20 protein-coding genes are annotated in these 22,514 nt (G+C 74.7%); 5 read left to right on the top strand and 15 right to left on the bottom strand.

Annotation, left to right across the window (positions count from 1 at the left end; translation table 11 throughout):
* The first annotated feature begins 64 nt into the window (after positions 1–64).
* Positions 65–631, top strand: coding sequence for a hypothetical protein (locus tag LUZ64_RS07420; RefSeq protein WP_095583282.1), 567 nt, complete (start codon positions 65–67; stop codon positions 629–631).
* 247 nt (positions 632–878) lie between these two features.
* Complete coding sequence (locus LUZ64_RS07425) at positions 879–1,571, top strand: PAS domain-containing protein (RefSeq protein WP_232389730.1); 693 nt, start codon at positions 879–881, stop codon at positions 1,569–1,571.
* Here the strand turns inward: LUZ64_RS07425 and LUZ64_RS07430 are convergent.
* Positions 1,505–2,215, bottom strand: coding sequence for a (2Fe-2S)-binding protein (locus LUZ64_RS07430; protein ID WP_095583283.1), 711 nt, complete (start codon positions 2,213–2,215; stop codon positions 1,505–1,507). The genes LUZ64_RS07425 and LUZ64_RS07430 overlap by 67 nt on opposite strands.
* Positions 2,216–2,520: 305 nt before the next feature.
* Here LUZ64_RS07430 and LUZ64_RS07435 point away from each other — a divergent pair, with 305 nt between their 5' ends.
* Together LUZ64_RS07435 and LUZ64_RS07440 are read left to right on the top strand one after the other, a co-directional pair.
* A complete protein-coding gene (locus LUZ64_RS07435; RefSeq protein WP_095583284.1) occupies positions 2,521–4,884 on the top strand; it encodes a GH92 family glycosyl hydrolase in 2,364 nt (787 codons plus the stop codon).
* A gap of 90 nt (positions 4,885–4,974) precedes the next feature.
* Complete coding sequence (locus LUZ64_RS07440; RefSeq protein ID WP_095583285.1) at positions 4,975–6,396, top strand: amino acid permease; 1,422 nt, start codon at positions 4,975–4,977, stop codon at positions 6,394–6,396.
* A gap of 21 nt (positions 6,397–6,417) precedes the next feature.
* Here the strand turns inward: LUZ64_RS07440 and LUZ64_RS07445 are convergent, their stop codons facing one another.
* The 10 genes from LUZ64_RS07445 to egtA form a co-directional block, all read right to left on the bottom strand.
* Entirely contained in the window at positions 6,418–7,281 is an 864-nt protein-coding gene (locus tag LUZ64_RS07445) for an Fpg/Nei family DNA glycosylase (RefSeq protein WP_095583286.1), read from the bottom strand.
* A 35-nt stretch (positions 7,282–7,316) separates the two neighbouring features.
* Positions 7,317–8,501 (bottom strand): FAD-dependent monooxygenase, encoded by a 1,185-nt coding sequence (locus tag LUZ64_RS07450; protein ID WP_095583287.1) that lies wholly within the window; start codon positions 8,499–8,501, stop codon positions 7,317–7,319.
* 239 nt (positions 8,502–8,740) lie between these two features.
* The gene (locus tag LUZ64_RS07455; protein ID WP_232389729.1) at positions 8,741–11,188 is read right to left on the bottom strand and encodes an excinuclease ABC subunit UvrA; all 2,448 of its coding nucleotides are present in this window, start codon (positions 11,186–11,188) and stop codon (positions 8,741–8,743) included.
* A 179-nt stretch (positions 11,189–11,367) separates the two neighbouring features.
* Positions 11,368–11,583, bottom strand: coding sequence for a dodecin (locus LUZ64_RS07460; protein WP_095578822.1), 216 nt, complete (start codon positions 11,581–11,583; stop codon positions 11,368–11,370).
* A 92-nt stretch (positions 11,584–11,675) separates the two neighbouring features.
* Complete coding sequence (locus tag LUZ64_RS07465) at positions 11,676–12,113, bottom strand: SRPBCC domain-containing protein (RefSeq protein ID WP_095578823.1); 438 nt, start codon at positions 12,111–12,113, stop codon at positions 11,676–11,678.
* Positions 12,114–12,139: 26 nt separating this feature from the next.
* Complete coding sequence (locus LUZ64_RS07470) at positions 12,140–12,424, bottom strand: hypothetical protein (RefSeq protein ID WP_095578824.1); 285 nt, start codon at positions 12,422–12,424, stop codon at positions 12,140–12,142.
* A gap of 81 nt (positions 12,425–12,505) precedes the next feature.
* Complete coding sequence (gene egtD / locus LUZ64_RS07475; RefSeq protein WP_095578825.1) at positions 12,506–13,480, bottom strand: L-histidine N(alpha)-methyltransferase; 975 nt, start codon at positions 13,478–13,480, stop codon at positions 12,506–12,508.
* On the bottom strand, positions 13,477–14,256 hold the full coding sequence (gene egtC / locus LUZ64_RS07480; RefSeq protein WP_095578826.1) for an ergothioneine biosynthesis protein EgtC: 780 nt from the start codon (positions 14,254–14,256) through the stop codon (positions 13,477–13,479). The genes egtD and egtC overlap by 4 nt, the downstream gene beginning before the upstream one ends.
* Positions 14,256–15,581, bottom strand: a complete 1,326-nt coding sequence (gene egtB / locus LUZ64_RS07485; RefSeq protein ID WP_095578827.1) for an ergothioneine biosynthesis protein EgtB — start codon at positions 15,579–15,581, stop codon at positions 14,256–14,258. The genes egtC and egtB overlap by 1 nt, the downstream gene beginning before the upstream one ends.
* Complete coding sequence (egtA, locus tag LUZ64_RS07490) at positions 15,578–16,858, bottom strand: ergothioneine biosynthesis glutamate--cysteine ligase EgtA (protein WP_095578828.1); 1,281 nt, start codon at positions 16,856–16,858, stop codon at positions 15,578–15,580. Before egtA ends, egtB begins: the two co-directional genes overlap by 4 nt.
* Positions 16,859–17,027: 169 nt before the next feature.
* Between egtA and LUZ64_RS07495 the strand changes: the two genes are divergently transcribed.
* Positions 17,028–18,329: a cytochrome P450 gene (locus LUZ64_RS07495; protein WP_232389728.1), complete on the top strand. Its 1,302-nt coding sequence runs from the start codon at positions 17,028–17,030 to the stop codon at positions 18,327–18,329.
* On the opposite strand, the gene LUZ64_RS07500 is transcribed toward LUZ64_RS07495, so the two are convergent.
* The 4 genes from LUZ64_RS07500 to LUZ64_RS07515 form a co-directional block, all read right to left on the bottom strand.
* Positions 18,307–19,062 (bottom strand): bestrophin-like domain, encoded by a 756-nt coding sequence (locus LUZ64_RS07500; protein WP_095578829.1) that lies wholly within the window; start codon positions 19,060–19,062, stop codon positions 18,307–18,309. The two genes, LUZ64_RS07495 and LUZ64_RS07500, sit on opposite strands and share 23 nt — an antisense overlap.
* Before the next feature lie 53 nt (positions 19,063–19,115).
* On the bottom strand, positions 19,116–19,589 hold the full coding sequence (locus LUZ64_RS07505) for a hypothetical protein (protein ID WP_232389872.1): 474 nt from the start codon (positions 19,587–19,589) through the stop codon (positions 19,116–19,118).
* Positions 19,590–20,078: 489 nt separating this feature from the next.
* Complete coding sequence (locus tag LUZ64_RS07510) at positions 20,079–20,864, bottom strand: crotonase/enoyl-CoA hydratase family protein (protein ID WP_095578441.1); 786 nt, start codon at positions 20,862–20,864, stop codon at positions 20,079–20,081.
* On the bottom strand, positions 20,861–22,507 hold the full coding sequence (locus tag LUZ64_RS07515; RefSeq protein ID WP_095578440.1) for an acyl-CoA dehydrogenase family protein: 1,647 nt from the start codon (positions 22,505–22,507) through the stop codon (positions 20,861–20,863). The genes LUZ64_RS07510 and LUZ64_RS07515 overlap by 4 nt, the downstream gene beginning before the upstream one ends.
* Positions 22,508–22,514 lie beyond the last annotated feature (7 nt).

Genomic DNA, 22,514 nt, shown 5'->3' on the forward strand with positions numbered 1-22,514 from the left:
CAGTGCCCCGGAGGGGTGCGGTCGGCGCTTCTCCGGCCCTACGCCGGATACCTAGACTGCTGGCATGGTTGCGGGGGGCTGGGGATGGTTCACGACCGTCGCGTCGATCCTGATCGGCCAGGCCACGGTCCTGACGATGGGCTTCATCAACAACCGCTCCCAGGCCCGGCGGGAAGCGCGGGCCAGGGCGGCCGACCGGTACAAGGCGGTCGCCGAGCGCCGCGAGACCTTCGAGCTGGCCCAGCTCGTCGAGGTCAACACCCTGCTGCGGAACGCCGTGACGGCGCTCCACGCCTTCGTGTCGGCCAGGCGGCACTACCGGTCGCGCCTGCGGGAGGACCCGGCGGCCCCTCCCGAGACGTACCGGCAGCCGATGCTGGACGCGTCCGCCGCGTCGGACACCGCCCTCGACGCCCTGCGGTCCCAGATCGGCTTCATCCTGGCGGACGACGTCCGGGCGCTGGCCGACGCCGCGGAGAAGGCCCTGACGACGGCCTCGGCGAGCGTGCTGCGCGACGAGCAGGTCGACCCCGGCGCCCTGGGCGCCCGGGCCAACGCCGCGTACGAAGCCCTGTCCGCCCGGCTCCGGGACGTCTACGCCACCCGGGAGCCGGCCGTGCCGGCGGCCTAGGGGCGTCCGCGCCGGGCGTCCCAGCCCGGGGGCGTCGGGCCGTTCGTTCTCACGGAGCGGAAAGCCCTGGCCAAGCCGGTGTCGCGCGGTGTCCGGACCGCTCCGCGCGTCGCCGCCGCCGCTCATCTACATAACTGCACGATTGTGCAGTGGTTGGGGGCGTGACGCTCCCCCGCGCGGCCCGCCGGGCAAGCAACTGGTCGGGCCCTTGGACGGGCACGGGTACGAGCGAGGGGCCGGTACGAGCGTGGGCAGTGAAGAGTTCATCAGCTGGCGCAACCATTTCCTGCTGCTGCTCGACCGGATCCCGACCCCGATCGCGGTCTGCCGGGCGGACGGTGAGGTCACGGTCGCCAATCCGGCCATGGCCGCGGAGTGGGGCACGGCGCCCGTGCGGCTGCGCGGCCGCAACCTCCACGAGCTGTTCCGGCCCAGGGCGCCCGGCCGGCTCGACCGGCACATCGAGGCGCTGCGGCTGGGCCGCCGGCCCCGGCACCCGATCGAGGTGCGCTGGCTGGTCGGCACGGACGGCGTCGAGCGGGAGGGCGAACTGCTCGTCGACCCCGTCGGTGACGCGTTCCCGGCCAGTCCGATGCTGCTGGCGGTGCTGCGCGTACGGTCCGAGACCGTGCCCCGCCAGGCGGAGCCCATGGCCGAGGTCAGCGTCGTCGAGGGGCACATCCTGGCGCTGGCGGCGGCCGGGGCCACGACCGCGGCCATCGGCAAGGCCGTGGGCCTGACGGTCGACGGCGTCAACTACCACCTGACCAGGCTCACCCGGCGCTGGCGGGTGCCGAACCGCACCGCCCTCGTGGCCAAGGCGTACGTCCTGGGCGTCCTCTCCACGCGCGAGTGGCCGCCCGCCCCGGCCCCTCAGCGGGCCCGTGGCGCGTGCCGCAGCACGCAGTCGCCGCACATGCCACCGGGCAGCACCCGGTAGTACAGGCAGCAGGTGGTCCGGACGAAGGACGGGCCACCACGGCCCCGGGCGCTCAGGGTGCCGGTGCCGCGCAGCACCGGGTCGGCCAGGATCTCCTCGGCCAGGGCCAGCGCGCGGGCCGCCTCCCGCGGCCGGCCCTCCGCGCGGCACCACGTGTGGAGCACCCGCAGCGAACCGGCCAGCGAGGACGCGGCGTTCCCCCACAGCAGCCGGCCGGAGACCGGCACGGCCGCGCGGGTGGCGGTGTGCAGGAGGGCCAGCGGGCCGTGCAGGACCCGCGTCCGGATCAGTTCCGCCGGGTCGTCCGAGGGCGGCAGCGCCTCGGGGCGGGGCAGCCACAGATCGTCCGGGGCCGTCCGGGCGGGGTGCCAGCCGAGCCGCCCGGACGAGAGGTCGGGCACCTGGCCGGTGAGGGCGGCCGAGCCGAGGGCGACGGAGAGCAGCCGCCCCGCGATGCCCTGGAAGGCGACCGACGCGGCGACCCTCCGGTCCTCCGTGCCCAGCCGCTCCGCCACGGTCGCCACCCGGGCCCGTACGGCCTCCTCGCCCAGCGGGAGGTAGCCGGAGCCGTCGTCCGCGGGGCCGTCGTCCTCGGTCCGCAGGGCGAAGAAAGGGCCGACCGAGGCGAGTTCGCGAAGGCGCATGGGCGAGTGGTTCCGTTTCGGTGCCGGCGTCGGGGGCCTCGTCCGGCCGAGCCCCCCGTCCCGGGGAGCGGGGGAGGAAGCCCGGACCCCGGCAGCCTCCCACAGGCCCGGCGGACCGCCCCCACCGGGCGGTGGTGAGCCCCGGCACAGCCCCCCCGGCACCGGGCCAGGGGGACGGGAGCCCTGGGGCTCCCGTCGCCACACCTGGCGAGCGAGGCACCATGACAGGGCGTCCCCCTCTCGGTACCCTCGGCGCTGACAACGATGTCAGGATCGGATGACGCGTCATACGAGGGGCGTGGACGATGAGATGGACCGGATGGCCTCCGCACCGGGGACACCTGCGGCCGCGCGTCGGCGCCGTCGCGCTCGCCCTCGCGGCGATGCTGGGCGGCACCGCGCTCGTACCACCGCCACCGGCCTCGGCCGCGGCCGAGGTCCCCACGGACCTGGTGAACCCCTTCATCGGCACCCAGAACGAGGGCAACACCTTCCCCGGCGCCGCCGTGCCCTTCGGCATGGTGCAGCTCTCCCCCGACACCGGGCACAGCACCGGCTACGACTACAAGGACCGGCGCATCCGGGGCTTCAGCACCGTGCACCTGTCGGGCGTCGGCTGCCGCATCGGCGGCGATCTGCCCGTGCTCCCCACCACGGGCGACGTGAAACAGACCGATTACGGGCGCTACGCCGCGGACTTCAGCCACGCCGACGAGACGGCCCGCCCCGGCTACTACCGCGTCAGGCTCTCCTCCTACGGCGGCGTCACCGCCGAGCTGACGGCGGGCCGGCGCACCGGCCACCAGCGCTACACCTTCCCGGCCACCGACAAGGCCAACGTGCTCCTGAACACCGGGCAGTCGCTGCACCGGACGGTCAGCACCTCCGTCGAGGTCGTGGACTCCCGCACCGTCCGCTCGACGATCACCGGCCGCGGCTTCTGCCAGGACACCCGCCCGTACACCGTGCACACCCTGACCCGCTTCGACCGCCCGTTCACCGCCTACGGCACCTGGAAGGGCGACGAGGTCACCACGGGCTCCAAGAACTCCACCGGCACCGGCCGCAACGGCGCCTGGGTGCGCTTCGACACCGGCCGGGACCGCACCGTCGAGGCGACCACCGCGATCAGCTACGTCGACGCGGCCGGCGCCGCGGGCAACCTGCGCGCGGAGGACGGGAGCTTCGACCGCACGGAGCGGGCCGCGCGCGAGGCGTGGGCGGAGCGCCTGGACGACGTACGGGTCCAGGGCGGCGACCGGACGCTGCGCCGCGTCTTCCACTCCTCGCTCTACCGCGCCTTCCTCACGCCCAACATCGGCAGCGACGCCGACGGCCGCTACACCGGCTGGGACCAGCGGACGCACCGCGCCGAAGGCTTCACCTACTACCAGAACTGGTCGCTGTGGGACACCTACCGCACCCAGGCCCAGCTGCTGGCACTGCTCGCGCCGCGTGAGGCACGGGACATGGCGCTGTCCGTGCTGCGGGTCGACACCGACGGCGGCTGGCTGCCCAAGTGGGGCTACGGGACGGTCGAGACCAACATCATGACGGGCGACCCGGTGACCCCGTACCTCACCACCGCCTATCAGCACGGGCTGCTGAAGGGGCACGAGGAGGAGGCGTACCGGGTCCTGCGGAGGAACGCGGACGGGGTGCCGGCGCCCGGCAACCCCGGCGTCGGCCGGGAGGGCAACGCCGAGTACATCCGGGACGGTTACGTCCCGTACCTGCCCGGCCGGCCGAAGCGGAAGCCCGGCGACTCCGACTTCCACCAGGGCGCCTCGGCGACACTGGAGTACGCGCTCGCCGACGCGGTGCTGGCCGAGATGGCCGAGGGCCTGGGCCACCGCGCCGACGCCGCCCGCTACACGGCCCGGTCACGGAACTACCGCAAGCTGTACGACGCGAGCACCGGCTTCTTCCGGGCCCGGGGCGCCGACGGCTCCTTCACCGGCCCGGCCGACCCCGCGAAGAGCGTCGGCTTCCACGAGGGCACGGCCTGGCAGTACCAGTGGCTGGTGCCGCAGGACCTGCCGGGCATGGTGGAGCTGATCGGCGGCCGGGACGCGACCAACCGCCGGCTCGACTCCTTCTTCGCCTACGACCGGCTGCTGAAGGACCCGGCGCGCACCGCCCGCGAGGTGTGGGTCCACGGCCCGTACGACTATTACAACGCCGACAAGTACAACCCGCAGAACGAGCCGGACCTCATCGCCCCGTACACCTACCTCTCCACCGGCCGGCCGTGGCAGACCACGGACGTGGTGCACGCGGCGCTCACCCTGTTCACCGACGGACCGACCGGGATGACCGGCAACGACGACCTGGGCACCATGTCCGCCTGGATGATCTTCTCCGCCATGGGGATCTACCCGGTACAGCCCGGCGGGGACACCTGGGGGCTGAGCACCCCGGTGTTCGACCAGGTCGAACTGCGGCTGGACCGGCGCTGGTACCCGAACGGACGCTTCACGGTGACGGCGCCGGGCACCTCGGCCACCGACCGCTACATCCGGTCGGCCCGGCTGGACGGTTCCCCGTACGGGCGTACGTTCCTGACGACGGAGCAGCTGACGAAGGGCCGGCGCCTGGACTTCACCGTCGGTGACTCCCCGTCCGACTGGGGCACCGGCCGCCGGGACGCGGCGCCCGCCATCGGCTGAACCGGCGGGCCCGGCGCGGGGCGGCGGCTTCCGTCGCCGCCCCCGCTCCGCCATGATGACCGGCCGTCAGGGTCGACGAGAGGACACCACATGGCCGGGTTCCGGGCGGGTCAGGGCGTGCTGCGCCGCAAACCGATCGAGACCATCGAGGAGGGTGACGCGGACGAACGGCTGACCCGGACGCTGGGACTGTGGCAGCTCACCGCGATCGGGGTCGGCGGCATCATCGGCGCGGGCATCTTCAGCCTCGCGGGCACCATCGCCAACGGCACCGCGGGCCCGGCCGTGCTGATCTCCTTCCTGATCGCGGGCGTCGCGAGCGCGGCGGCGGCCTTCTCGTACGCCGAGTTCGCGGGCCTGATCCCGCGCGCCGGATCGGCCTACACCTACGGCTATGTGGTCCTCGGCGAGCTGGCCGGCTGGTTCATCGGCTGGGACCTGCTGCTGGAGTACACCGCGATCGTGGCGGTGGTGGCGATCGGCATCTCGGGCTACATCAACTTCCTGCTCAACGAGATGAACGCCGAGCTGCCGCAGTGGATGCTGGGCGCGCCGGGCACCGGCGACGGCCACCGCGTCGACCTGTTCGCGGCGGTGCTCTGCCTGCTGATCGCCTATCTGCTGACCCTCGGCATCAAGAACGCGGCCCGCTTCGAGACCGTCGTGGTCATCCTGAAGGTGCTCGTCGTGGCGGTCGTCGTCGTGGTGGGCTTCTTCCATGTGAAGGCGTCCAACTACGAGCCGTTCTTCCCCTTCGGGGTGAGCGGCGCGTTCACCGGCGCGGCCACGGTGTTCTTCGCGGTCTTCGGCTACGACGCGATGTCCACGGCGGCCGAGGAGTCCAAGGACGCCCAGCGGCACATGCCCAAGGCCATCCTGTACTCGCTGGCGATCTCGATGGTGCTCTACGTACTGGCCTGCCTCGTGCTGACCGGTATGCAGAACTACAAGGACATCGACAAGGAGAGCGGCTTCTCCACGGCCTTCAAGTCCGTGGGACTGGGCGGGCTCGCGGACGTCATCGCGGTGGGCGCGATCATCGGCATCCTCACGGTGATGTTCACCTTTATGCTCGGCGTCACCCGGGTGTGGTTCTCGATGAGCCGGGACGGGCTGCTCCCGCACTGGTTCGCCAAGACCCACCCGACCCGCCACGTACCGACGCGCGTGACCTGGATCGTCGGCTTCGCCTCCGCGGCGATCGCGGGCTTCATCCCCATCGGCGAGGCGGCGGAGCTGACCAACATCGGCATCCTGCTGGCCTTCGCGGTGGTGTGCACCGCCGTGATCATCCTGCGCTACAAGCGACCGGAGCTGCCGCGGTCCTTCCGCTGCCCGGCGGTGCCGCTGGTGCCCGCGATCGGCGTCGCCGCGTCGATCTGGCTGATCACCTATCTGGCGTGGCAGACGTGGCTGCGGTTCGCCGTGTGGTTCGCGCTCGGCCTGGTGATCTACTTCGCTTACTCCTACCGGCACTCGGGCCTGGCCGGGGCGGAGGACCGGCGGGACTGAGCACTCCGGAGCCACGGCCGCTCACTTGAGGAGACGGGACAGCCTCCGGTCCGCGAGCGGCTTCCCGCCCGTCTGGCAGGTGGGGCAGTACTGGAGGGAGGAGTCCCGGTAGGACACCTCCCGGACGGTGTCCCCGCAGACCGGGCACGGCTGCCCCGTACGGCCGTGCACCCGCAGACCGCTCTTCTTCTCGGCCTTCAGCTCCCCGGCCGCGTGCCCGCGCGCCCGCTCCACGGCGCCGCGCAGCGTCGTACCGACCGCCTCGTACAGGACGGCCGTCTCCTGCGGCGTCAGGCTCGCGGCGAGCTTGAAGGGGGACATCCGGGCGGCGTGCAGGATCTCGTCGGAGTAGGCGTTGCCGATGCCCGCGAGCACGCTCTGGTCCCGCAGGACCCCCTTGACCCGCCGGCGCTCCCCGGCCAGCAGCGCGGCGAAGGCGTCGAAGGTGAACGCGGGCGCCAGGGGGTCCGGGCCCAGCCGCGCGACCCCCGGCACGTCGTCCGGGCGGCGCACGCAGTGGACGGCGAGCCGCTTCTGCGTGCCCGCCTCGGTGAGGTCGAAGCCCGCGCCGCCGGCCAGCCGCAGCCGCAGCGCGAGCGGCCCCTTGCCCGGGCGGGGCGGCGCGTCGGGGAGCCGGTCGTGCCAGCGCAGCCAGCCGGCCCGGGCGAGGTGGAACACCAGGTGCGGGCCGCCGTCGGTGGCGAGGTCCAGGAACTTGCCGTGGCGGCGCACGGCGGTCACCGGGCGCCCTTCGAGCGCGTCGAGCGGCGGGTCGTAGGTCTTGAGGACGCTCACGGCCAGGGGGAGGACCCGCTCGACGGTACGGCCGACGACGTGCTCGGCCAGGAAATCGGCGAGGGCCTCGACCTCCGGCAGCTCCGGCATGCCTCCAGTCTGCCGCAGGGGCCGGGCCCGGCAAGTCAGCGGACGGTGGCGTCCCAGTCGACGCGGTAGCCGTGCAGCCAGTCGCCGTCGGCGTCCCGGGCGGCCGGACCGGCCGCCTCGCCGCCGTCCGCCCCGTGCTCCTCGCCGGGGCCCGGCCGGGCGCGGCCCGCCAGACCGGCGGACAGGGCCACCACCCGCTCGACCCGCTCGCGCCGCAGCCGCTCGTAGGCCCGGAACGCCGGCTCGGGCCCGGACAGGTCGCGCAGACAGCGGGCGAGGACCACGCCGTCCTCGATGGCGATGGACGCGCCCTGGGCGGCGTTGGGCGCGGTGGCGTGGACCGCGTCGCCCACCAGCACGGTGCGGCTGTCGTGCCAGACGGGGGTGGTGGGCATGTCGTAGGTGTTCATGCCGATGACGGCGTCACCGGTGGCGGCGACGATCGCGGCGGCCGGGGTCCGGTCCCCGGCGAGGGCCTCGGCGGCGTGCCGGCGCCACCGGTCGGGCGTGGCGGCGGTGAGCTCCGCGCGGGACAGCTCGGCGCCCCGGATGTTGGCGAACCAGTGGGTGGTGCCGTCCGGCGAGGTCGTACAGCCGAAGAACGCCCGCTTGCCGAAGATCATCCGGTAGGTGCGGGGCGGCGCCGGGTGGACGGTGGCGCGGGTGCGGCCGCACACGCTGGCGTAGCCGGTGTAGCGCGGCGGGGGAGCGTGCGGGTCGAGCACGGCGCGGGTGGCGGAATGGATGCCGTCGGCGCCGATCAGCAGATCGCCCTCGGCGCGGGAGCCGTCCGCGAAGTACGCGACGACCGTGCCGCGCGGGCCGGTCGTCGCGTCGACGAGGCGCTTGCCGTACGCCACCCGGATGCCGCGCCGTGCGGCCTCCTCGTGGAGCGCGCGGTAGAGGACGGAGCGCTGCACGGTGCGCGGGCTGAGCCCCGGGTCCCACGAGCCGGCGATGGGCTGTGTGCCGAGCGGCTCCCCGGTGTCGGCGACGAACTCCACGGTCTCGGCGGGGAACGACCGCTCGCGCACGGTCCGTTCGGCGTCGATGGCGCGCAGCGCGGCGAGCCCGTTGGCGAACAGGACGAGGAACGCCCCGAGGTGGTCCGCGCCGCCCGGGTACGCCTCGTGGACGACCGCTTCGATGCCGGCGCGACGCAGGGCCATGGCGGTCACGGGGCCGGCGATGCCGCCGCCGATGATCAGAGCGCGGGTCATTGCCCTCCGTCCCGCCGGACCGGGCCGGCCGGCGCCGGTCCGAGGGTATCCGGGGGGAGGGGGGCGTGCGTAGACCGCGTGGCGGGGGCAAGTCCCCGGGCCCCCGGCCGCGCTGACGCGCGGTGGCCTCAAGCTCCCCCAGCCGGACCGGATCGCGCCGGGTTCCGGGCAACCAATCAGCCCGTCCGGCGTTTGAGGACATTCGGGCAGGGGCGGGCAGGGGAGAAGGCCCCCGCCCGTCACATCCCCAGCGCCGCCGCCAGATACGGCCCCGTCGCGCCACCCGCCCCCGCGACGTCCCACGGCGCCCCCGCCGCGACGATCCGCCCGCCCGCCGCGCCGCCACCGGGCCCCATGTCGACGACGTGGTCGGCACCGGCCGCGACGGCCATGTCGTGCTCGACGACCACCACCGTGTTCCCCGCGTCGACCAGCCCGTGCAACTGCCGCAGCAGCAGCTCGGTGTCGGCCGGGTGGAGGCCGGTGGTGGGCTCGTCCAGAACGTACAGGGTGTGCCCCCGGTGCGTGCGCTGGAGCTCCGTGGCGAGCTTGATGCGCTGCGCCTCGCCGCCCGACAGCTCCGTGGCGGGCTGGCCCAGGCGGAGGTAGCCGAGGCCGACGTCCTGGAGGGTGCGCAGGCCGCGCCGGGCGGCGGGGACGTCGGCGAGGAAGCCGGCCGCGGCGTCGACGGTCAGGTCCAGGACCTCGGCGACGTTCGCGCCCCGGTAGGTGATCTCCAGGGTCGCCGGGTTGTAGCGCGCGCCGCGGCAGCCGTCGCAGGGCGCGTACGCGCCGGGGAGGAAGAGGAGTTCCACGGCGACGAAGCCCTCGCCCTGGCACACCTCACAGCGCCCGCCGGCGACGTTGAAGGAGAACCGCCCCGCGGTGTAACCCCGCTCGCGGGCGCCGTCGGTGGCGGCGAAGACCTTCCGCACCGCGTCGAACAGGCCGGTGTACGTGGCGAGGTTGGAGCGCGGGGTGCGGCCGATGGGCTTCTGGTCGACGCGTACGAGCCGGTGCACAGCGTCCAGGCCCTCGGCGGCCCGCACCGTACGGTCCGCCGTCGCGCCCTCCCGCGCCGCCGCCTCGTCCAGGTGGGCGGCGACGGTGTCGGCGAGGGCCTGTCCGACGAGCGTGGACTTGCCCGAGCCGGAGACGCCGGTGACGGCCGTGAAGACACCGAGGGGGAAGTCGGCGTCGAGGTCCCGGAGGTTGTGGCGGGTGATGCCGCGCAGCCGCAGGGTGCCGGAGGGGCGGCGGGGCGTGCGGGGCTCCGGCGGGGGACCGTCGGGGAAGACGAAGCGGCGGGTGGCGGAGTCGGCGACGTCCGCGAGGCCGGCGACGGGGCCGCTGTAGAGGATCCGGCCGCCGTGCTCGCCCGCGTGCGGCCCGACCTCCACGATCCAGTCGGCGCGGCGCACGACGTCCATGTGGTGCTCCACGACGAACAGGGAGTTCCCCGCGGCCTTCAGCCGGTCCAGGACGGTGAGCAGCGCGGCGCCGTCGGCCGGGTGCAGGCCCGCCGAGGGCTCGTCGAGGACGTAGACGACACCGAACAGCCCGGAGCGCAGCTGGGTGGCGAGGCGGAGCCGCTGGAGCTCGCCGGAGGAGAGGGTGGGGGTGGGCCGGTCCATACCGAGGTAGCCCAGGCCGAGTTCGGTGAGGACCTCGATCCGGGCGACCAGGTCGGCTGCGAGTGTCGCGGCAACGCCGTCGCCCTCGCGGGCCGGGCCCAGCGTGGCGGCGAGGCCGGACAGCGGCATGGCGGCGAGCGCGGCGATGTCGTGCCCGGCGAAGGTGACGGCGAGCGCCTCCGGCCGCAGCCGCCGCCCGTCGCAGCCGGGGCACGGCCCGGTCACCATGTGCCGCTCGGCGCGGGCCCGCAGGGGGGCGCTCTTGGATTCGGCGACGGTGTGCAGGACGTAGCGCTTCGCGCTCATGTACGTGCCCTTGTACGGGCGTTGGATGCGGTCCGCGTCCCGCACCGGGTGCACGGTGACGACGGGCTGCTCGTCGGTGAAGAGGATCCATTCGCGGTCCTCCGCCGGCAGCTCGCGCCAGGGCCGGTCGACGTCGTGGCCGAGGGCGGCGAGGATGTCCCTGAGGTTCTTCCCCTGCCACGCGCCCGGCCAGGCGGCGACGGCGCCCTCGCGGACGGACAGCGACGGGTCGGGCACCAGCGACTCCTCGGTGACCCGGTGGACCCGCCCGAGCCCGTGGCACTCCGGACAGGCCCCGGCGGGCGTGTTCGGCGAGAAGGCGTCGGAGTCCAGCCGGGCGGCCCCGTCGGGGTACGAGCCGGCGCGGGAGAACAGCATCCGCAGGGAGTTGGACAGCGTCGTGACGGTCCCGACCGACGACCGGGAGGTGGGCGCGGACCGCCGCTGCTCCAGCGCGACGGCGGGCGGCAGCCCCGTGATCTCCCCCACCTTGGGCGCGCCGACCTGATGGATCAGCCGGCGCGCGTAGGGCGCCACGGACTCGAAGTACCGCCGCTGCGCCTCGGCGTAGACGGTGCCGAACGCCAGCGAGGACTTCCCGGAACCGGAGACCCCGGCGAACACGACGAGGGCGTCCCGGGGGATGTCGACGTCGACCCCCCGGAGATTGTGCTCACGCGCACCGCGCACCCGGACGAACGGGTCGTGGGCGGGGTGCGGGGTCGAGGGGTCGGCGGACGGGGTCATGGGGCTCCAGGGCGGCGCGGGGTGCGCGAGGCTCGCGCGGGTGCGTTTCGCGCCGATTTTATGGGGTTCCGGGAGCGGGCCGCCGTGGGGGTTGATCTCTCCCCGGCCCGCTCCTTCCCTCCTCCGGCCGCGACCGGGAGGCGCCCCCGTCCGGGCGTCCTTCCCCGGGGAGGACGGCCCTACCCCGCCTCCTCCAGCCGGAACCCCACCTTCAGGCCCACCTGGAAGTGCTGGATCACACCGTCCTCGATATGCCCCCGGACCTCCGTCACCTCGAACCAGTCGAGCCCGCGCAGCGTCTGCGACGCGCGGCCGATGCCGTTGCGGATCGCCGCGTCCACGCCGTCGGGCGAGGAGCCGACGATCTCGGTCACGCGGTAGGTGTGGTCGGACATGCCTCTCCCTAGGTCGGGTCCCGGGCGGAGCTCGCGGGCCTCGTCCCACCGTGCCCCAGGTCACCGCCCCGCGCGAGGCGAGGGCCGGGGCGTCAGACCGGGGGGCGCCGCTCCGCGCGGGCCTTGAGGGCGGCGTTGAGGGACCGGAAGTCCGTCCTGGTGTCGCGGATCCTGCGCTCCAGGAGGGGGACGAGGAGTCCCCTGAACGCCTCGCTCTGGACGAGCCGGGTGCCTCCGGCCACCGGGGTGAGGAGGAAGCGGTGCTCGCCCTCGAAGAGGCCCGGCACCGGGAGGCGGCCGAGCCAGCGGAGCTCCCGGCCGGGCTCGGCCGTCAGCACCCTGGGCCGGAACGTCATCGGGCGCCCGCGCGCGGGGAACATCCTCAGCGTGAGGGTCCGGCCGGCCGCCACCCGCCCGTCGGCCCGCCGGATGAAGGGATTCCATTCGGGGTAGCGGCGCAGGTCGGTGAGGACGGACCAGACCTCCATGGGCTCCGCCCGGATCTCGGTCTCCTCGGAAATCTCGCGCATGCGCGCACCGTACCGCCGCCGTACGGCTAGCGCGGTGGATCCACCTCGAACGTGTCGGCCACCGGTGTCAGGGGGTCCACCGCCGGGGCGAGGTCGGCGGGGGCGCGCTCGCCGCCCGGGGCCGGGCGGACCGCGGTGCCCGCGGAGTAGACCGCGAGGAGCCGGCCCGCCTCGTCGATCACGGGGATGGCTTTCGGGATGACGCTCCCGCCGCCCGTCAGTCTCAGCACGAGCACGCCGTCCCGGTGCTCCAGCAGCAGCCCGCCGGACTCCTCCGGCCCCTCCGCCGCGCCGTCCTCCAGCTCCGCCATGCCGCACGCCTCCTCGCTGTCAGGCAGCCGCAGGCTACCCACGGCGGCGGGCGGCGACACCCCGCCTTCCCCCGCGGGGGTTCACACCGGCGGGCCGGCCGGCACCGACAGGGACAGCGCGAAGCGCCCCGCCTCGTCCGTCCACCACCGGCTCAGCTCGAAGCCGGCCGCCGCCAGCTCCTTCCGTACCCCCTCCCGGCGGAACTTCGCCGAGATCTCCGTGCGCAGCTCCTCGCCCGCCGCGAAGTGGACCGCCAGATCGAGGGCGGGGACCTTCGCGACCAGGGCGGTACGGGCCCGCAGCCGCATCTCGATCCACTCCCGTTCCGCGTCCCAGAGGGCGACGTGGTCGAAGTCGTCCGGGTCGAAGTCGGCCTCCAGCTCACGGTTGATCACGGACAGCACGTTCTTGTTGAAGGCGGCGGTCACCCCCGCCGCGTCGTCGTAGGCGGCGACGAGCGTCCGCTCGTCCTTGACCAGGTCCGTGCCCAGCAGCAGCGCGTCGCCCGGGGCGAGTTCCGCGCGGACGGCGGCGAGGAAGACCGCCCGTTCGGCGGGGCGCAGATTGCCGATCGTGCCGCCCAGGAAGGCGAGCAGCCGCGGTCCGGGTGTGCCGGGCAGGGACAGCCCGTACTGGAAGTCGGCGACGAGCGCGTGCACGGTCAGGGCCGGATGCCCGGCGAGCAGCGTCCCGGCCGCCCCGGTCAGCGCGCTCTCGCTGACGTCGACCGGGACGTAGTGGTCCAGTGCGGTCAGCGCGCCGATCAGGTGCCGGGTCTTGTCGGACGAGCCGGAGCCCAGCTCCACGAGCGTACGGACGCCGGTGACCGCGGCGATCTCGTCGGCGCGGGTCACCAGGATCTCCCGCTCGGCCCGCGTCGGGTAGTACTCCGGCAGCAGGGTGATCTCGTCGAACAGCTCGCTGCCCCGGGCGTCGTAGAACCACTTCGGGGGGAGCTCCTTGGGCGAGCGGGTCAGCCCCGTGGCGACGTCCGCGCGCAGCGCGGCGGCGGTCGCGTCGAGGGGAAGGGTGCGGGTCAGGGCGAACGGGCTCACGAAACGGGCTCCTTGAGCGAAGGAAGCGAGGAGAGCGGGGAGAGCGGGACGACGGAGAGCTCGGCGCGGGTGGCGGTGAGCAGCGTCCGGTCCGGCGCCTCCGTCCAGCGCGGGTCGTCGTCGTAGGGCTCGGACGCGACGGCCGTCCGGCCGTCCGCCACCAGGTACCAGAGGGTGTCGCCCCACGCGGTCGCGGTGATCGACGCGCCGTCGGTGAGCAGCAGGTTGAGCCGCGAGCCGGGCGCGGCCGAGGCCAGCGCCGCGACGGTGGCCGCGAGCGCCCGGCCCGGTGGCTCGCCGCCGCGCAGCCGCCGCTCCACCAGCGCCCAGACGAACGCCGAGTCGCACCGCGCCGCCAGCCGCAGCAGATCGGCGCGCGGGAGTAGCGCGGTCAGCGGGGCGACGGACTCCGGCCAGCCGGTCAGCGCCCCGTTGTGGCTGAACAGCCACGGCCCGCCCGCGAAGGGGGCCGCCGCGGCCTCGCCGTCGGCGCTCGCCTCGGTGGCGTCCCGGACCGCCGCGAGCAGCGCCCCGGTGCGCACGACGCGCGCCAGATCGGCGAAGGAGGGGTCGGACCAGATGGGCCCGGCCCGCCGGTAGCGGGCCGGGACGGGGTCCTCCGGGGCGTACCAGCCGACCCCGAAGCCGTCCGCGTTGACCGTGCCGTAGCGCTGCCGGCGCGGTGCCCACGACTGGCGGAACAGCGCGTACGGGGGCTCCACCACGGTCGTGCCGAGGGGTTCCGGCGGCCCCAGCACCGCGAGGTGGCGGCACATCAGGACGGCTCCGCGTCGCGCGCCGTGCGGAAGCCGGCGAAGATCTGCCGGCGGACCGGCAGGTCCCAGTTGCGGAACGTCCCCCGGCAGGCCACCGGGTCGACGGCGAAGGAACCGCCGCGCAGCACCTTGTGGGCCTCGCCGAAGAACACCTCCGAGTACTCCCGGTAGGGGAAGGCGCGGAAGCCCGGGTAAGGCAGGAAGTCGCTCGACGTCCACTCCCACACGTCGCCGATCAGCTGGCGCACGCCCAAGGGGGACGCGCCGGCGGCGTACGCCCCCACCGGAGCCGGGCGCAGGTGCCGCTGGCCGAGGTTGGCGCGGTCGGGAGAAGGGTCCGCGTCACCCCACGGATAGCGGCGGGAGAGGCCGGAGCCCGGGTCGTGGCGGGCCGCCTTCTCCCACTCCGCCTCCGTGGGGAGCCGCCGCCCCGCCCACGCCGCGTACGCCGCCGCCTCGTACCAGCTCACGTGCAGCACCGGCTCGTCCAGCGGTACGGGCTCCTCCACCCCGAACCGCCGCCGCACCCATCCGCCGCCCTCCCGCCGCCAGAACAGCGGCGCGGCCAGGCCGTGACGGCGCACCTGCTCCCGGCCGGCCGGCCGCCACCAGCGGGCGTCGGCGTAGCCGCCGTCCTCGACGAACCGGAGGTACGCGCCGTTGCTGACGGGCAGCGTGTCGAGGAAGTAGGCGGGCACGAAGCGGGTGTGCGCGGGCCGTTCGTTGTCCAGCGCCCACGGCTCGGCCGACGTGCCCATCGTGAACGGCCCGCCCTCGACCAGGACCTCCGCCGGGAGCGAGGCCGCGTCGGGCGCGGCCCCCGGCGGCTCCGGGGCGGACAGCACCGCCGGGCCCCGGCGCAGCTGGTGGGTGATGAGCATCGTCTCGTCGTGCTGCTGCTCGTGCTGGGCGATCATGCCGAAGGCGAACCCCGCCTCCAGCAGCGGTGCCCCGGCCAGCGGCACTCTCTCCAGGACGTCCAGGACCCGGTCCCGGACGTCCGCCGCATAGCCCCGCGCCTCCTCGGGCGCGAGCAGCGGCAGTCTCGGGCGTTCGGCACGCGGGTGCTCGAACGCGTCGTACACGGAATCGATCTCGGGCCGCAGCGCCTCGCGCCCGCCCACGGTGCGCAGCAGCCACTGCTCCTCCTGATTGCCGATGTGCGCGAGGTCCCAGACCAGCGGCGACATCAGGGGGGAGTGCTGGGCGGTCAGCTCACGCCCGTCCACACAGCCGGTGAGCGCGTGGGTGCGCGCCCGGGCGGTGCGGAGGGCGTCCGCGGCCCGCCGCCGGAGGACGGCGGGGTCGAGCTCGGGGACGGTCATGCGCGGCGCTCCTTGCCGAGGACGTGGTCCAGGAGGTCGTCGGCGGGGCACCGGGCGCGGTCGACGTACCGGGCGGTGAAGGCGTCGACGGCGGCCAGGACGCGGGACGTCGCGCCCATCCGGGGCAGTGCCTCCCGGGCGGCCGCGAAGCAGGCGACCGCCGCGGCGTGCAGCTCGGGGTCGGCCAGGCCGTGCCGGGCGGCGTTCCGCCACAGCGGATTGTCCGGCGGGGGCTCCGCGCCGGCGGTGTCCGCGAGGGCCTTCACCGCGCGGTAGGCCGTCTCGGAGGCCACGGGGTCGTCGAACAGCGCGGCCGTCACGGCGAGCGGCACCAGCCAGCCGTCCTCGCCGGGCTGTGCGTCGATCATGCGCAGCTCCAGGTGGCCGCGCGGGCGCACGGGCGGGAACAGCGTGGTCAGGTGGTAGGCCACGTCGTCCGCGGTGAGTCGCCGGGGCCGTCCCGTGCGCGCCCAGCGGCGCAGGTCCAGACCCTCCGGGGCGTGCCACGGCCGGTCGCCCGACCGCAGGCACATCACCGGGGCGTCCAGGACGTACCCGGCCCAGGCGGCCCGGAGGTCCGGGAGCTCCGGCGGTGCCAGGGCGCGCCCGGGGTCGACGTCGGCGTAGGCGGCCTGCCGGGTGGAGCGCCAGCCGGTCGGCCGGCCCAGATGCAGCGGGGAATTGGCGAACGCGGCGACGAGGACCGCGCCCAGCAGATGGGCGAGCCGCCAGCGCCGCCCGAAGCCGAGCGGACCCGGTTCCTCGAACCCGGCGTCGACGCACACCTGGACGGACGCGGTGCGGCACATGATGGTGCGCCCCGCGCCGTTGCGCCGGTCGTAGAAGGCCTCCATGGCCTCGTAGCGGGGGGTCCGCAGGACGCGCCGCGGGGGCTGCCAGGGGTCCTGGCCGTAGCCCGCGAGGACCAGGCCGAGGTCGTGGAGGGCGGGGCGGGCGGCGGCGAGATCGGCGGAGACCTCCGCCACACAGGCGGCGAGGGAGTCCGCGGGCCGGGAGCTGAACTCCAGCTGGCCGCCCGGCTCGACGGTGATCAGGGACCGCAGCGGCAGGTCACGCAGGCGGTCGGCGGCCGTCGCCAGCAGGGGCGGGGGGACCGGGCGGGTGGGGTCACGCGGGTCGTGGACGAGCCATTCCAGCTCCACTCCGAGGAGCCTGGGAGGGCCGGTCTTGAAACAGATGCCGCGTACGAGCGCGTTCACCTCCGCCTCGTCCACGAACGCGGCGGGGCCCGCCCTGCCGGACTCGGTGTCCGCCATGGTCCGTACCTCCCGTCCATCGCCGCCGGCGGAACCTCAGCGGTTCCGCTGAACACCACGGGTGGAGCCGGGCCCCATGTTTCCCTCGTGCTCGACCGGCCTCAAGGGCACCTCGTCATTGTGACGAGCCCTTGACGTACACGCCAGAGGAGGGCGTACGGTCACAAAAGTGACCGGATCCGAGGTGCCCGCCGACATCCACCATCCCGAGACCTATGCCCACGGGGTGCCCTACGCACGCTTCCGGGAATTACGGGAGCACAGCCCCGTGCACTGGACGGAGGAGCCGGCCGTCGGCCCCTGGCCCGCCGGCCCCGGCTACTGGGCGGTCCTCCGGCACGCCGACGTCAAGCACGTGCTGCGCACCCCCGAGGTCTTCTCCTCGCACCTGGGCGCCACCCAGATCCCCGACCCGGACACGCCCGGGGACCTCGACTTCGTCCGGTCGATGATGCTCAACCAGGACCCGCCCGCCCACGCGCGGCTGCGCCGCATCGTCGCCGCCGCCTTCACTCCGCGCGCCGTCCGGGAGCTGGAGGCCGTCATCGAGGCCCGCGCCCAGGCCCTGGTCGACGGTGTCGCGGCCCGGGGCGCGACGGATTTCGTGGAGCTCGCCGCGGACCTGCCCGTGTGGACCCTCGCGCACATCATGGGCGTGCCGGACCAGGACCGGCGGCTGTTCTACGACTGGTCCAACCGCGTCATCGGCTACCAGGACCCCGACCACGCCGGGTCGGCGACCGCCGCCCCCGGGGCGCTCACCCCGGTGGGCCGCGCCGCCCTCGCCCTGCGGCCCGCCACGCTCGCCCGCCCCGACGGCAGCATGATCAGCCCGCGCTCGCGGGAGGCCCTCGCCGACATGTTCGCCTACGCGCACGCCCTCTCCGGCGAGCCCCGCCCCGGCAGCGTGATGGCGCACATGCGCGACGCGGGCCTGACCCGCGACGAGTTCGAGACGATGTTCTTCCTCTTCGCGGTGGCCGGCAACGAGACCCTGCGCAACGGCATCCCCGGCGGCCTGCTGACCCTCCTGGACCACCCCGCGCAGTTCGAGCTGTTCCGCACCCGCCCGGAGCTCACCGCGACGGCGGTGGAGGAGGTCCTCCGGCACTGGCCGCCCGTCATGGACTTCCGCCGCACCGCCACCCGCGACACGGAGCTCGCCGGGGTGCGCGTCCGGCGCGGCGAGAAGGTCGTCGTCTTCCACGCCTCCGCCAATCGCGACGAGCGCGTCTTCGCCGACCCCGACCGCTTCGACATCACCCGCACGCCCAACGACCACGTCAGCTTCGGCTTCGGCCCGCACGTCTGCCTGGGCGCCCACCTCGCGCGCGTACAGCTGAGGGCCGTCCTGCGGGCCGCCGCGGACCGGTTGCCCGGGCTGGAGCGGGCGGGCGAGCCGGTCCGCCTGACGTCCAACTTCCAGAACGGCCTCAAACACCTGCCCGTCAGATGGCGAACATCTCCGTGAAGGCACCGCTGGCATCGCCCACGTCATGGCCGAAGGGGGAGTTGAAGTCCCAGATGAGGAAGAGGAGGAAGGCGATCAGGGCGCTGTAGAGGCCTGCCAGCAGCAGCTCGCGCGGCGACCGCCCGATCTGGAGGGTGAAGATCAGCCCCACGGCCACCAGCGCGCCCGCGACCAGCCCGAACCACACCACGCCCGGCATGGTGGGTTCGGAGTTCCCGCCCCGGGAGGTGCGCGCGGCGTCCGCCGCGCCGACCTGGTCCAGGATCGGCTGGTACGACTGTCCCTCGTGGTCGTTGCGCGGTTCGTAGGAGGTGACGTCCTCCCGGACCTTGGCCAGCAACTGCGCGCTGCGCTCGGTCAGTCCGCCGTGCTTGAGCATGACCGGCCACTCCTTGTGGACGACGTAGCTCACATAGGCGTCGATGTCCTCCCGCACCTGGTCCCGGGCGGCCGGCGCGTAGACCTGGACCCGCTCGTGGATCTCGTGCAGCGCCTGGGCCTCGGCGCGGACCTCCTCCTGGGCGCCGTTGCGCGCCTCCCAGACGCCGGCGATGGCCAGGCCGAGGACGATGGCGTAGACCACGCCGATCATCATCGTCATGTACTCGATGACGTCGGGGGTCTCGCTCGGATCGAAGTCCTCGCCGAGCCTGCGGTGCCGCAGCAAGGTGATGGTCAGGACGACCGCGCAGGCGGCGGCCATCGCGAGGGCCAGGACCAGCCACTCGGACAAGGGAAAACCTCCGGGGTGAGGATGTCTGCGGGTACGGGAACGCGGGCGGGGCGTCAGCCGCGGCGCCCACCGCCACCGCCGCCGCGTGGCCGCAGCAGGGCGGCCGAGAGGACGGCCGGAGCGGTGAGCAGCAGGGTGAAGGTCACCAGCGAGACGCCGCCTTCGGGGCGCTTGGAGACCGACGGGTGGTAGGCGCGGGGCGCGATGTGCGACGGCGGTGTGGTCACGGGGGTGGGCGTCGGCTCCGGCGCGGGGGCCGGGGGCGGTGAGACGTCGCCGCCGCGGGCGATCACCGGCCGCGGCGCCGGTGGCGGCACGGGTGCGGGAGGCCGGGGCGGAAGGGGCGGGGGCGAGGGGGCGGGCGGAGCCGGAGCCGGTGGCGCGATCCGCACGCCCGGCGGGCGGGGACGCGGCGCGGGACAGTGACCGATGACGGCCGTGCCGCCGCCCGCCCGCGCGTCGACCGTCACGCACCCCGGCTCGTCCTGGATCACCACGGACGCGCCGTCGCCCGTCGTGACGGTCACCTTGCCCAGGTGGCCGCGCCCGGAGGTCCGTCCACGGCCCGACGGCCCCTCGATGACCACGGTGGGGGAGGAGGCGGCGGCCGACGGCCGACCCTGGGGGCGAAGCGGGTAGGCCGGGTGGTGTGCGGGGTGAACCGGGTGGTCCGGACGGGGCTTCCCGGCGGGGAAGAACGTTCCGCCAACGCGGACGCCCTTCACGTCCCGCACGCCCCTGGGATCGTCCCCGTCACCGTCCGCTTGCACCGGTGCGGCCGCGGCTGTCGCCAGCACGGCCACGAAGGCCACGATCCCCGTCCGCCCCGCACACACCCATCCACTCACGACAGAGATCTTGGTGGTCGGCAAGGCTTCCGCCGCGCCTTCGCGCCTCAATCCCTCCGATGGGATGAAGAAGTGTGTGCGTTATGTGTGGAACAACTTCGACAACAAGGGCACTTCCGGAGGAAGCCGTGAACTCCGGGTCCAGGGCCGACGCACCTCAACGGACCGTCATCTCCCGGCGTCCCGCGGCTCGGAGAAGTCACCGTGCCTGCCCGCCCCCGCCGCGAAGCGCGCGACCCCCTCGGCGGCGCTCTCCAACGAGGCCATACCGTAGGCGAGTTCACCCGCCATCGCGGGCTCCTCCGGAAGGCCCTCCTGCTCCAGCAAGGAGGCGCGGTCGCCGCGCAGGCACTCCTGCGGGAAGCGGGCGATCCCCGCGGCCAGTTCCTCCGCCGCCCGGCGCGACTCCCCGGGCGGCACAAGGCGGTTGACGAGTCCGATGGCGTACGCCTCCGGCGCCTCGACCGGACGGCCGGTCAGAATCAGGTCCATGGCCCGGCTCGCCCCGATCAGCCGGGGCAGCCGGACCGTACCGCCGTCGACCAGCGGCACGCCCCAGCGGCGGCAGAACACGCCGAACACCGCGTCCTCCTCGGCCACGCGCAGATCACACCACAGCGCCAGCTCCAGCCCGCCCGCCACCGCGTGGCCGCTCACCGCCGCGACGACCGGCTTCGACAGGCGGAGCCGGGTCGGGCCCATCGGCCCGTCGCCGTCCGGCGCCACACGATTGCCGCGCTCCGTGCCGAACGCCTTGAGGTCGGCGCCCGCGCAGAAGGTCCCGCCCTCGCCCCAGAGCACCGCCACCCGCGCGTCCTCGTCGGCCTCGAACTCCCGGAAGGCGTCGGCGAGCGCGGCCGCCGCCGGCCCGTCGACGGCGTTGCGGACCCCGGGCCGGGCGAGGACCACCGTGGTGACCGGCCCGGCCCGGACCACGCGGACGCCGGCGGTCACCGCGCGTCCTTCGCCCGCGCGCGCTCCAGGACCGCGCCCAGGTCCGTGCCGGCCGGCAGGGTGCCGAAGGCGTTTCCCCAGTCCGCGTCCAGCCGCGAGGCGCAGAAGGCGTCCGCGACGGCCGGGGTGCTGTGGCGGACGAGCAGGCTGCCCTGGAGGACGAGCGTGAGCTGCTCGGCCACCCGGCGGGCGAGGAGCTGCGCGCGGCCGGGGTCGGTGAGCTCGCCGAGGAGGCGGCGCAGGCGCGCCGCCGCCGCGTCGAGCCGGGCGTCGGCCCCGGCCGCCGCGTCGACCTCGGCGAAGTAGGCCGCGAGGGCGGCGGGTTCCCGGCCGAGCGCCCGCAGCACGTCCAGCGCCGCGACATTGCCCGAGCCCTCCCAGATCGACAGCAGCGGCGCCTCGCGGTAGAGCCGGGGCATGCCCGAATCCTCGACGTAGCCGTTGCCGCCCAGGCATTCGAGGGCCTCGGCGGCGTGCGCGCTGCCGCGCTTGCACACCCAGTACTTCCCGGCGGCCAGCGCGAGGCGCCGCAGGGCGGCCTCCCCGGCGTCGCCCGCCTCGGACCGGTCCAGCGCCGCCGCCAGCCGCATCGCCAGCACCGTCGCCGCCTCGGACTCGACGGCGAGGTCCGCCAGGACGTTGCGCATCAGCGGCTGGTCGATCAGCTCGGCGCCGAACGCGCGCCGGTGCGCGGTGTGGTGCAGCGCCTGCCGCAGCCCGGCCCGCATCCCGGCCGCCGAGCCGATCACACAGTCGAGCCGGGTCATGTTGACCATCTCGACGATCGTGCGCACCCCGCGCCCCGGCTCACCGACCGGCCAGGCCACGGCCCTCTCGTACTCGATCTCGGCCGAGGCGTTGGAGCGGTTGCCGAGCTTGTCCTTCAGCCGCTGGATCCGCATCGCGTTGCGTGTGCCGTCGGGCAGTACCCGGGGCATCAGGAAGCAGGTCAGACCCTCCGGAGCCTGGGCCAGGACCAGGAAGACGTCGCTCATCGGCGCCGAGGTGAACCACTTGTGACCGGTGATCACGTACGAGCCGTCGCCGGCCGGGACCGCCGTCGTGGTGTTGGCCCGCACATCGGAGCCGCCCTGCTTCTCCGTCATCGACATGCCGGCGATCAGCCCCCGCTTGCCCAGCGGCGGCCGCAGCCCGAAGTCGTACGAGCGCGCGGCCAGCAGCGGCTCATAGGCCGCGGCCAGGGCGGGCTCGGCGCGCAGCGCGGGCACGGCGGCGTAGGTCATGGAGACCGGACAGCCGTGACCGGGCTCGGCCTGCGCCCAGACGTAGAACTTCGCCGCGCGCGCCAGATGCGCGCCCGGGCCGCCCTCCGCCCAGGGGGCGGCGTGCTGGCCGCTCTCCACGGCCACGGTCATCAGCCGGTGCCAGGAGGGGTGGAACTCCACCTCGTCGACACGGTGGCCGTAGCGGTCGTGGGTGTGCGCCACCGGAGGATGGGCCTCGGCCGTCCGGGCCCACTCCTGCGCCTCGGGCGAGCCCGCCCGGGCGCCCAGCTCGCGCACCTCGGCCTCGGCCCCCGCGGCGCCGTCGCGCCGCAGGGCCTCCAGCAGGGCGGGGTCGTCGGCCGTGGTGAAACCGGTCAGGGGCGGAGCCTGGTTGAGGACTTCGTGCGTGGCGCTCATGGGACGG

Source organism: Streptomyces albireticuli (genome assembly GCF_021228125.1).
Classification (GTDB): domain Bacteria; phylum Actinomycetota; class Actinomycetes; order Streptomycetales; family Streptomycetaceae; genus Streptomyces; species Streptomyces albireticuli.

Coding starts and splice junctions, on each gene's coding strand:
- LUZ64_RS07420 (WP_095583282.1), top strand. CDS start 65: ATGGTTGCGGGGGGCTGGGGATGGTTCACGACCGTCGCGTCGATCCTG.
- LUZ64_RS07430 (WP_095583283.1), bottom strand. CDS start 2,215: ATGCGCCTTCGCGAACTCGCCTCGGTCGGCCCTTTCTTCGCCCTGCGG.
- LUZ64_RS07435 (WP_095583284.1), top strand. CDS start 2,521: ATGAGATGGACCGGATGGCCTCCGCACCGGGGACACCTGCGGCCGCGC.
- LUZ64_RS07440 (WP_095583285.1), top strand. CDS start 4,975: ATGGCCGGGTTCCGGGCGGGTCAGGGCGTGCTGCGCCGCAAACCGATC.
- LUZ64_RS07445 (WP_095583286.1), bottom strand. CDS start 7,281: ATGCCGGAGCTGCCGGAGGTCGAGGCCCTCGCCGATTTCCTGGCCGAG.
- LUZ64_RS07450 (WP_095583287.1), bottom strand. CDS start 8,501: ATGACCCGCGCTCTGATCATCGGCGGCGGCATCGCCGGCCCCGTGACC.
- LUZ64_RS07455 (WP_232389729.1), bottom strand. CDS start 11,188: ATGACCCCGTCCGCCGACCCCTCGACCCCGCACCCCGCCCACGACCCG.
- LUZ64_RS07460 (WP_095578822.1), bottom strand. CDS start 11,583: ATGTCCGACCACACCTACCGCGTGACCGAGATCGTCGGCTCCTCGCCC.
- LUZ64_RS07465 (WP_095578823.1), bottom strand. CDS start 12,113: ATGCGCGAGATTTCCGAGGAGACCGAGATCCGGGCGGAGCCCATGGAG.
- LUZ64_RS07470 (WP_095578824.1), bottom strand. CDS start 12,424: ATGGCGGAGCTGGAGGACGGCGCGGCGGAGGGGCCGGAGGAGTCCGGC.
- egtC (WP_095578826.1), bottom strand. CDS start 14,256: ATGTGCCGCCACCTCGCGGTGCTGGGGCCGCCGGAACCCCTCGGCACG.
- egtB (WP_095578827.1), bottom strand. CDS start 15,581: ATGACCGTCCCCGAGCTCGACCCCGCCGTCCTCCGGCGGCGGGCCGCG.
- egtA (WP_095578828.1), bottom strand. CDS start 16,858: ATGGCGGACACCGAGTCCGGCAGGGCGGGCCCCGCCGCGTTCGTGGAC.
- LUZ64_RS07515 (WP_095578440.1), bottom strand. CDS start 22,507: ATGAGCGCCACGCACGAAGTCCTCAACCAGGCTCCGCCCCTGACCGGT.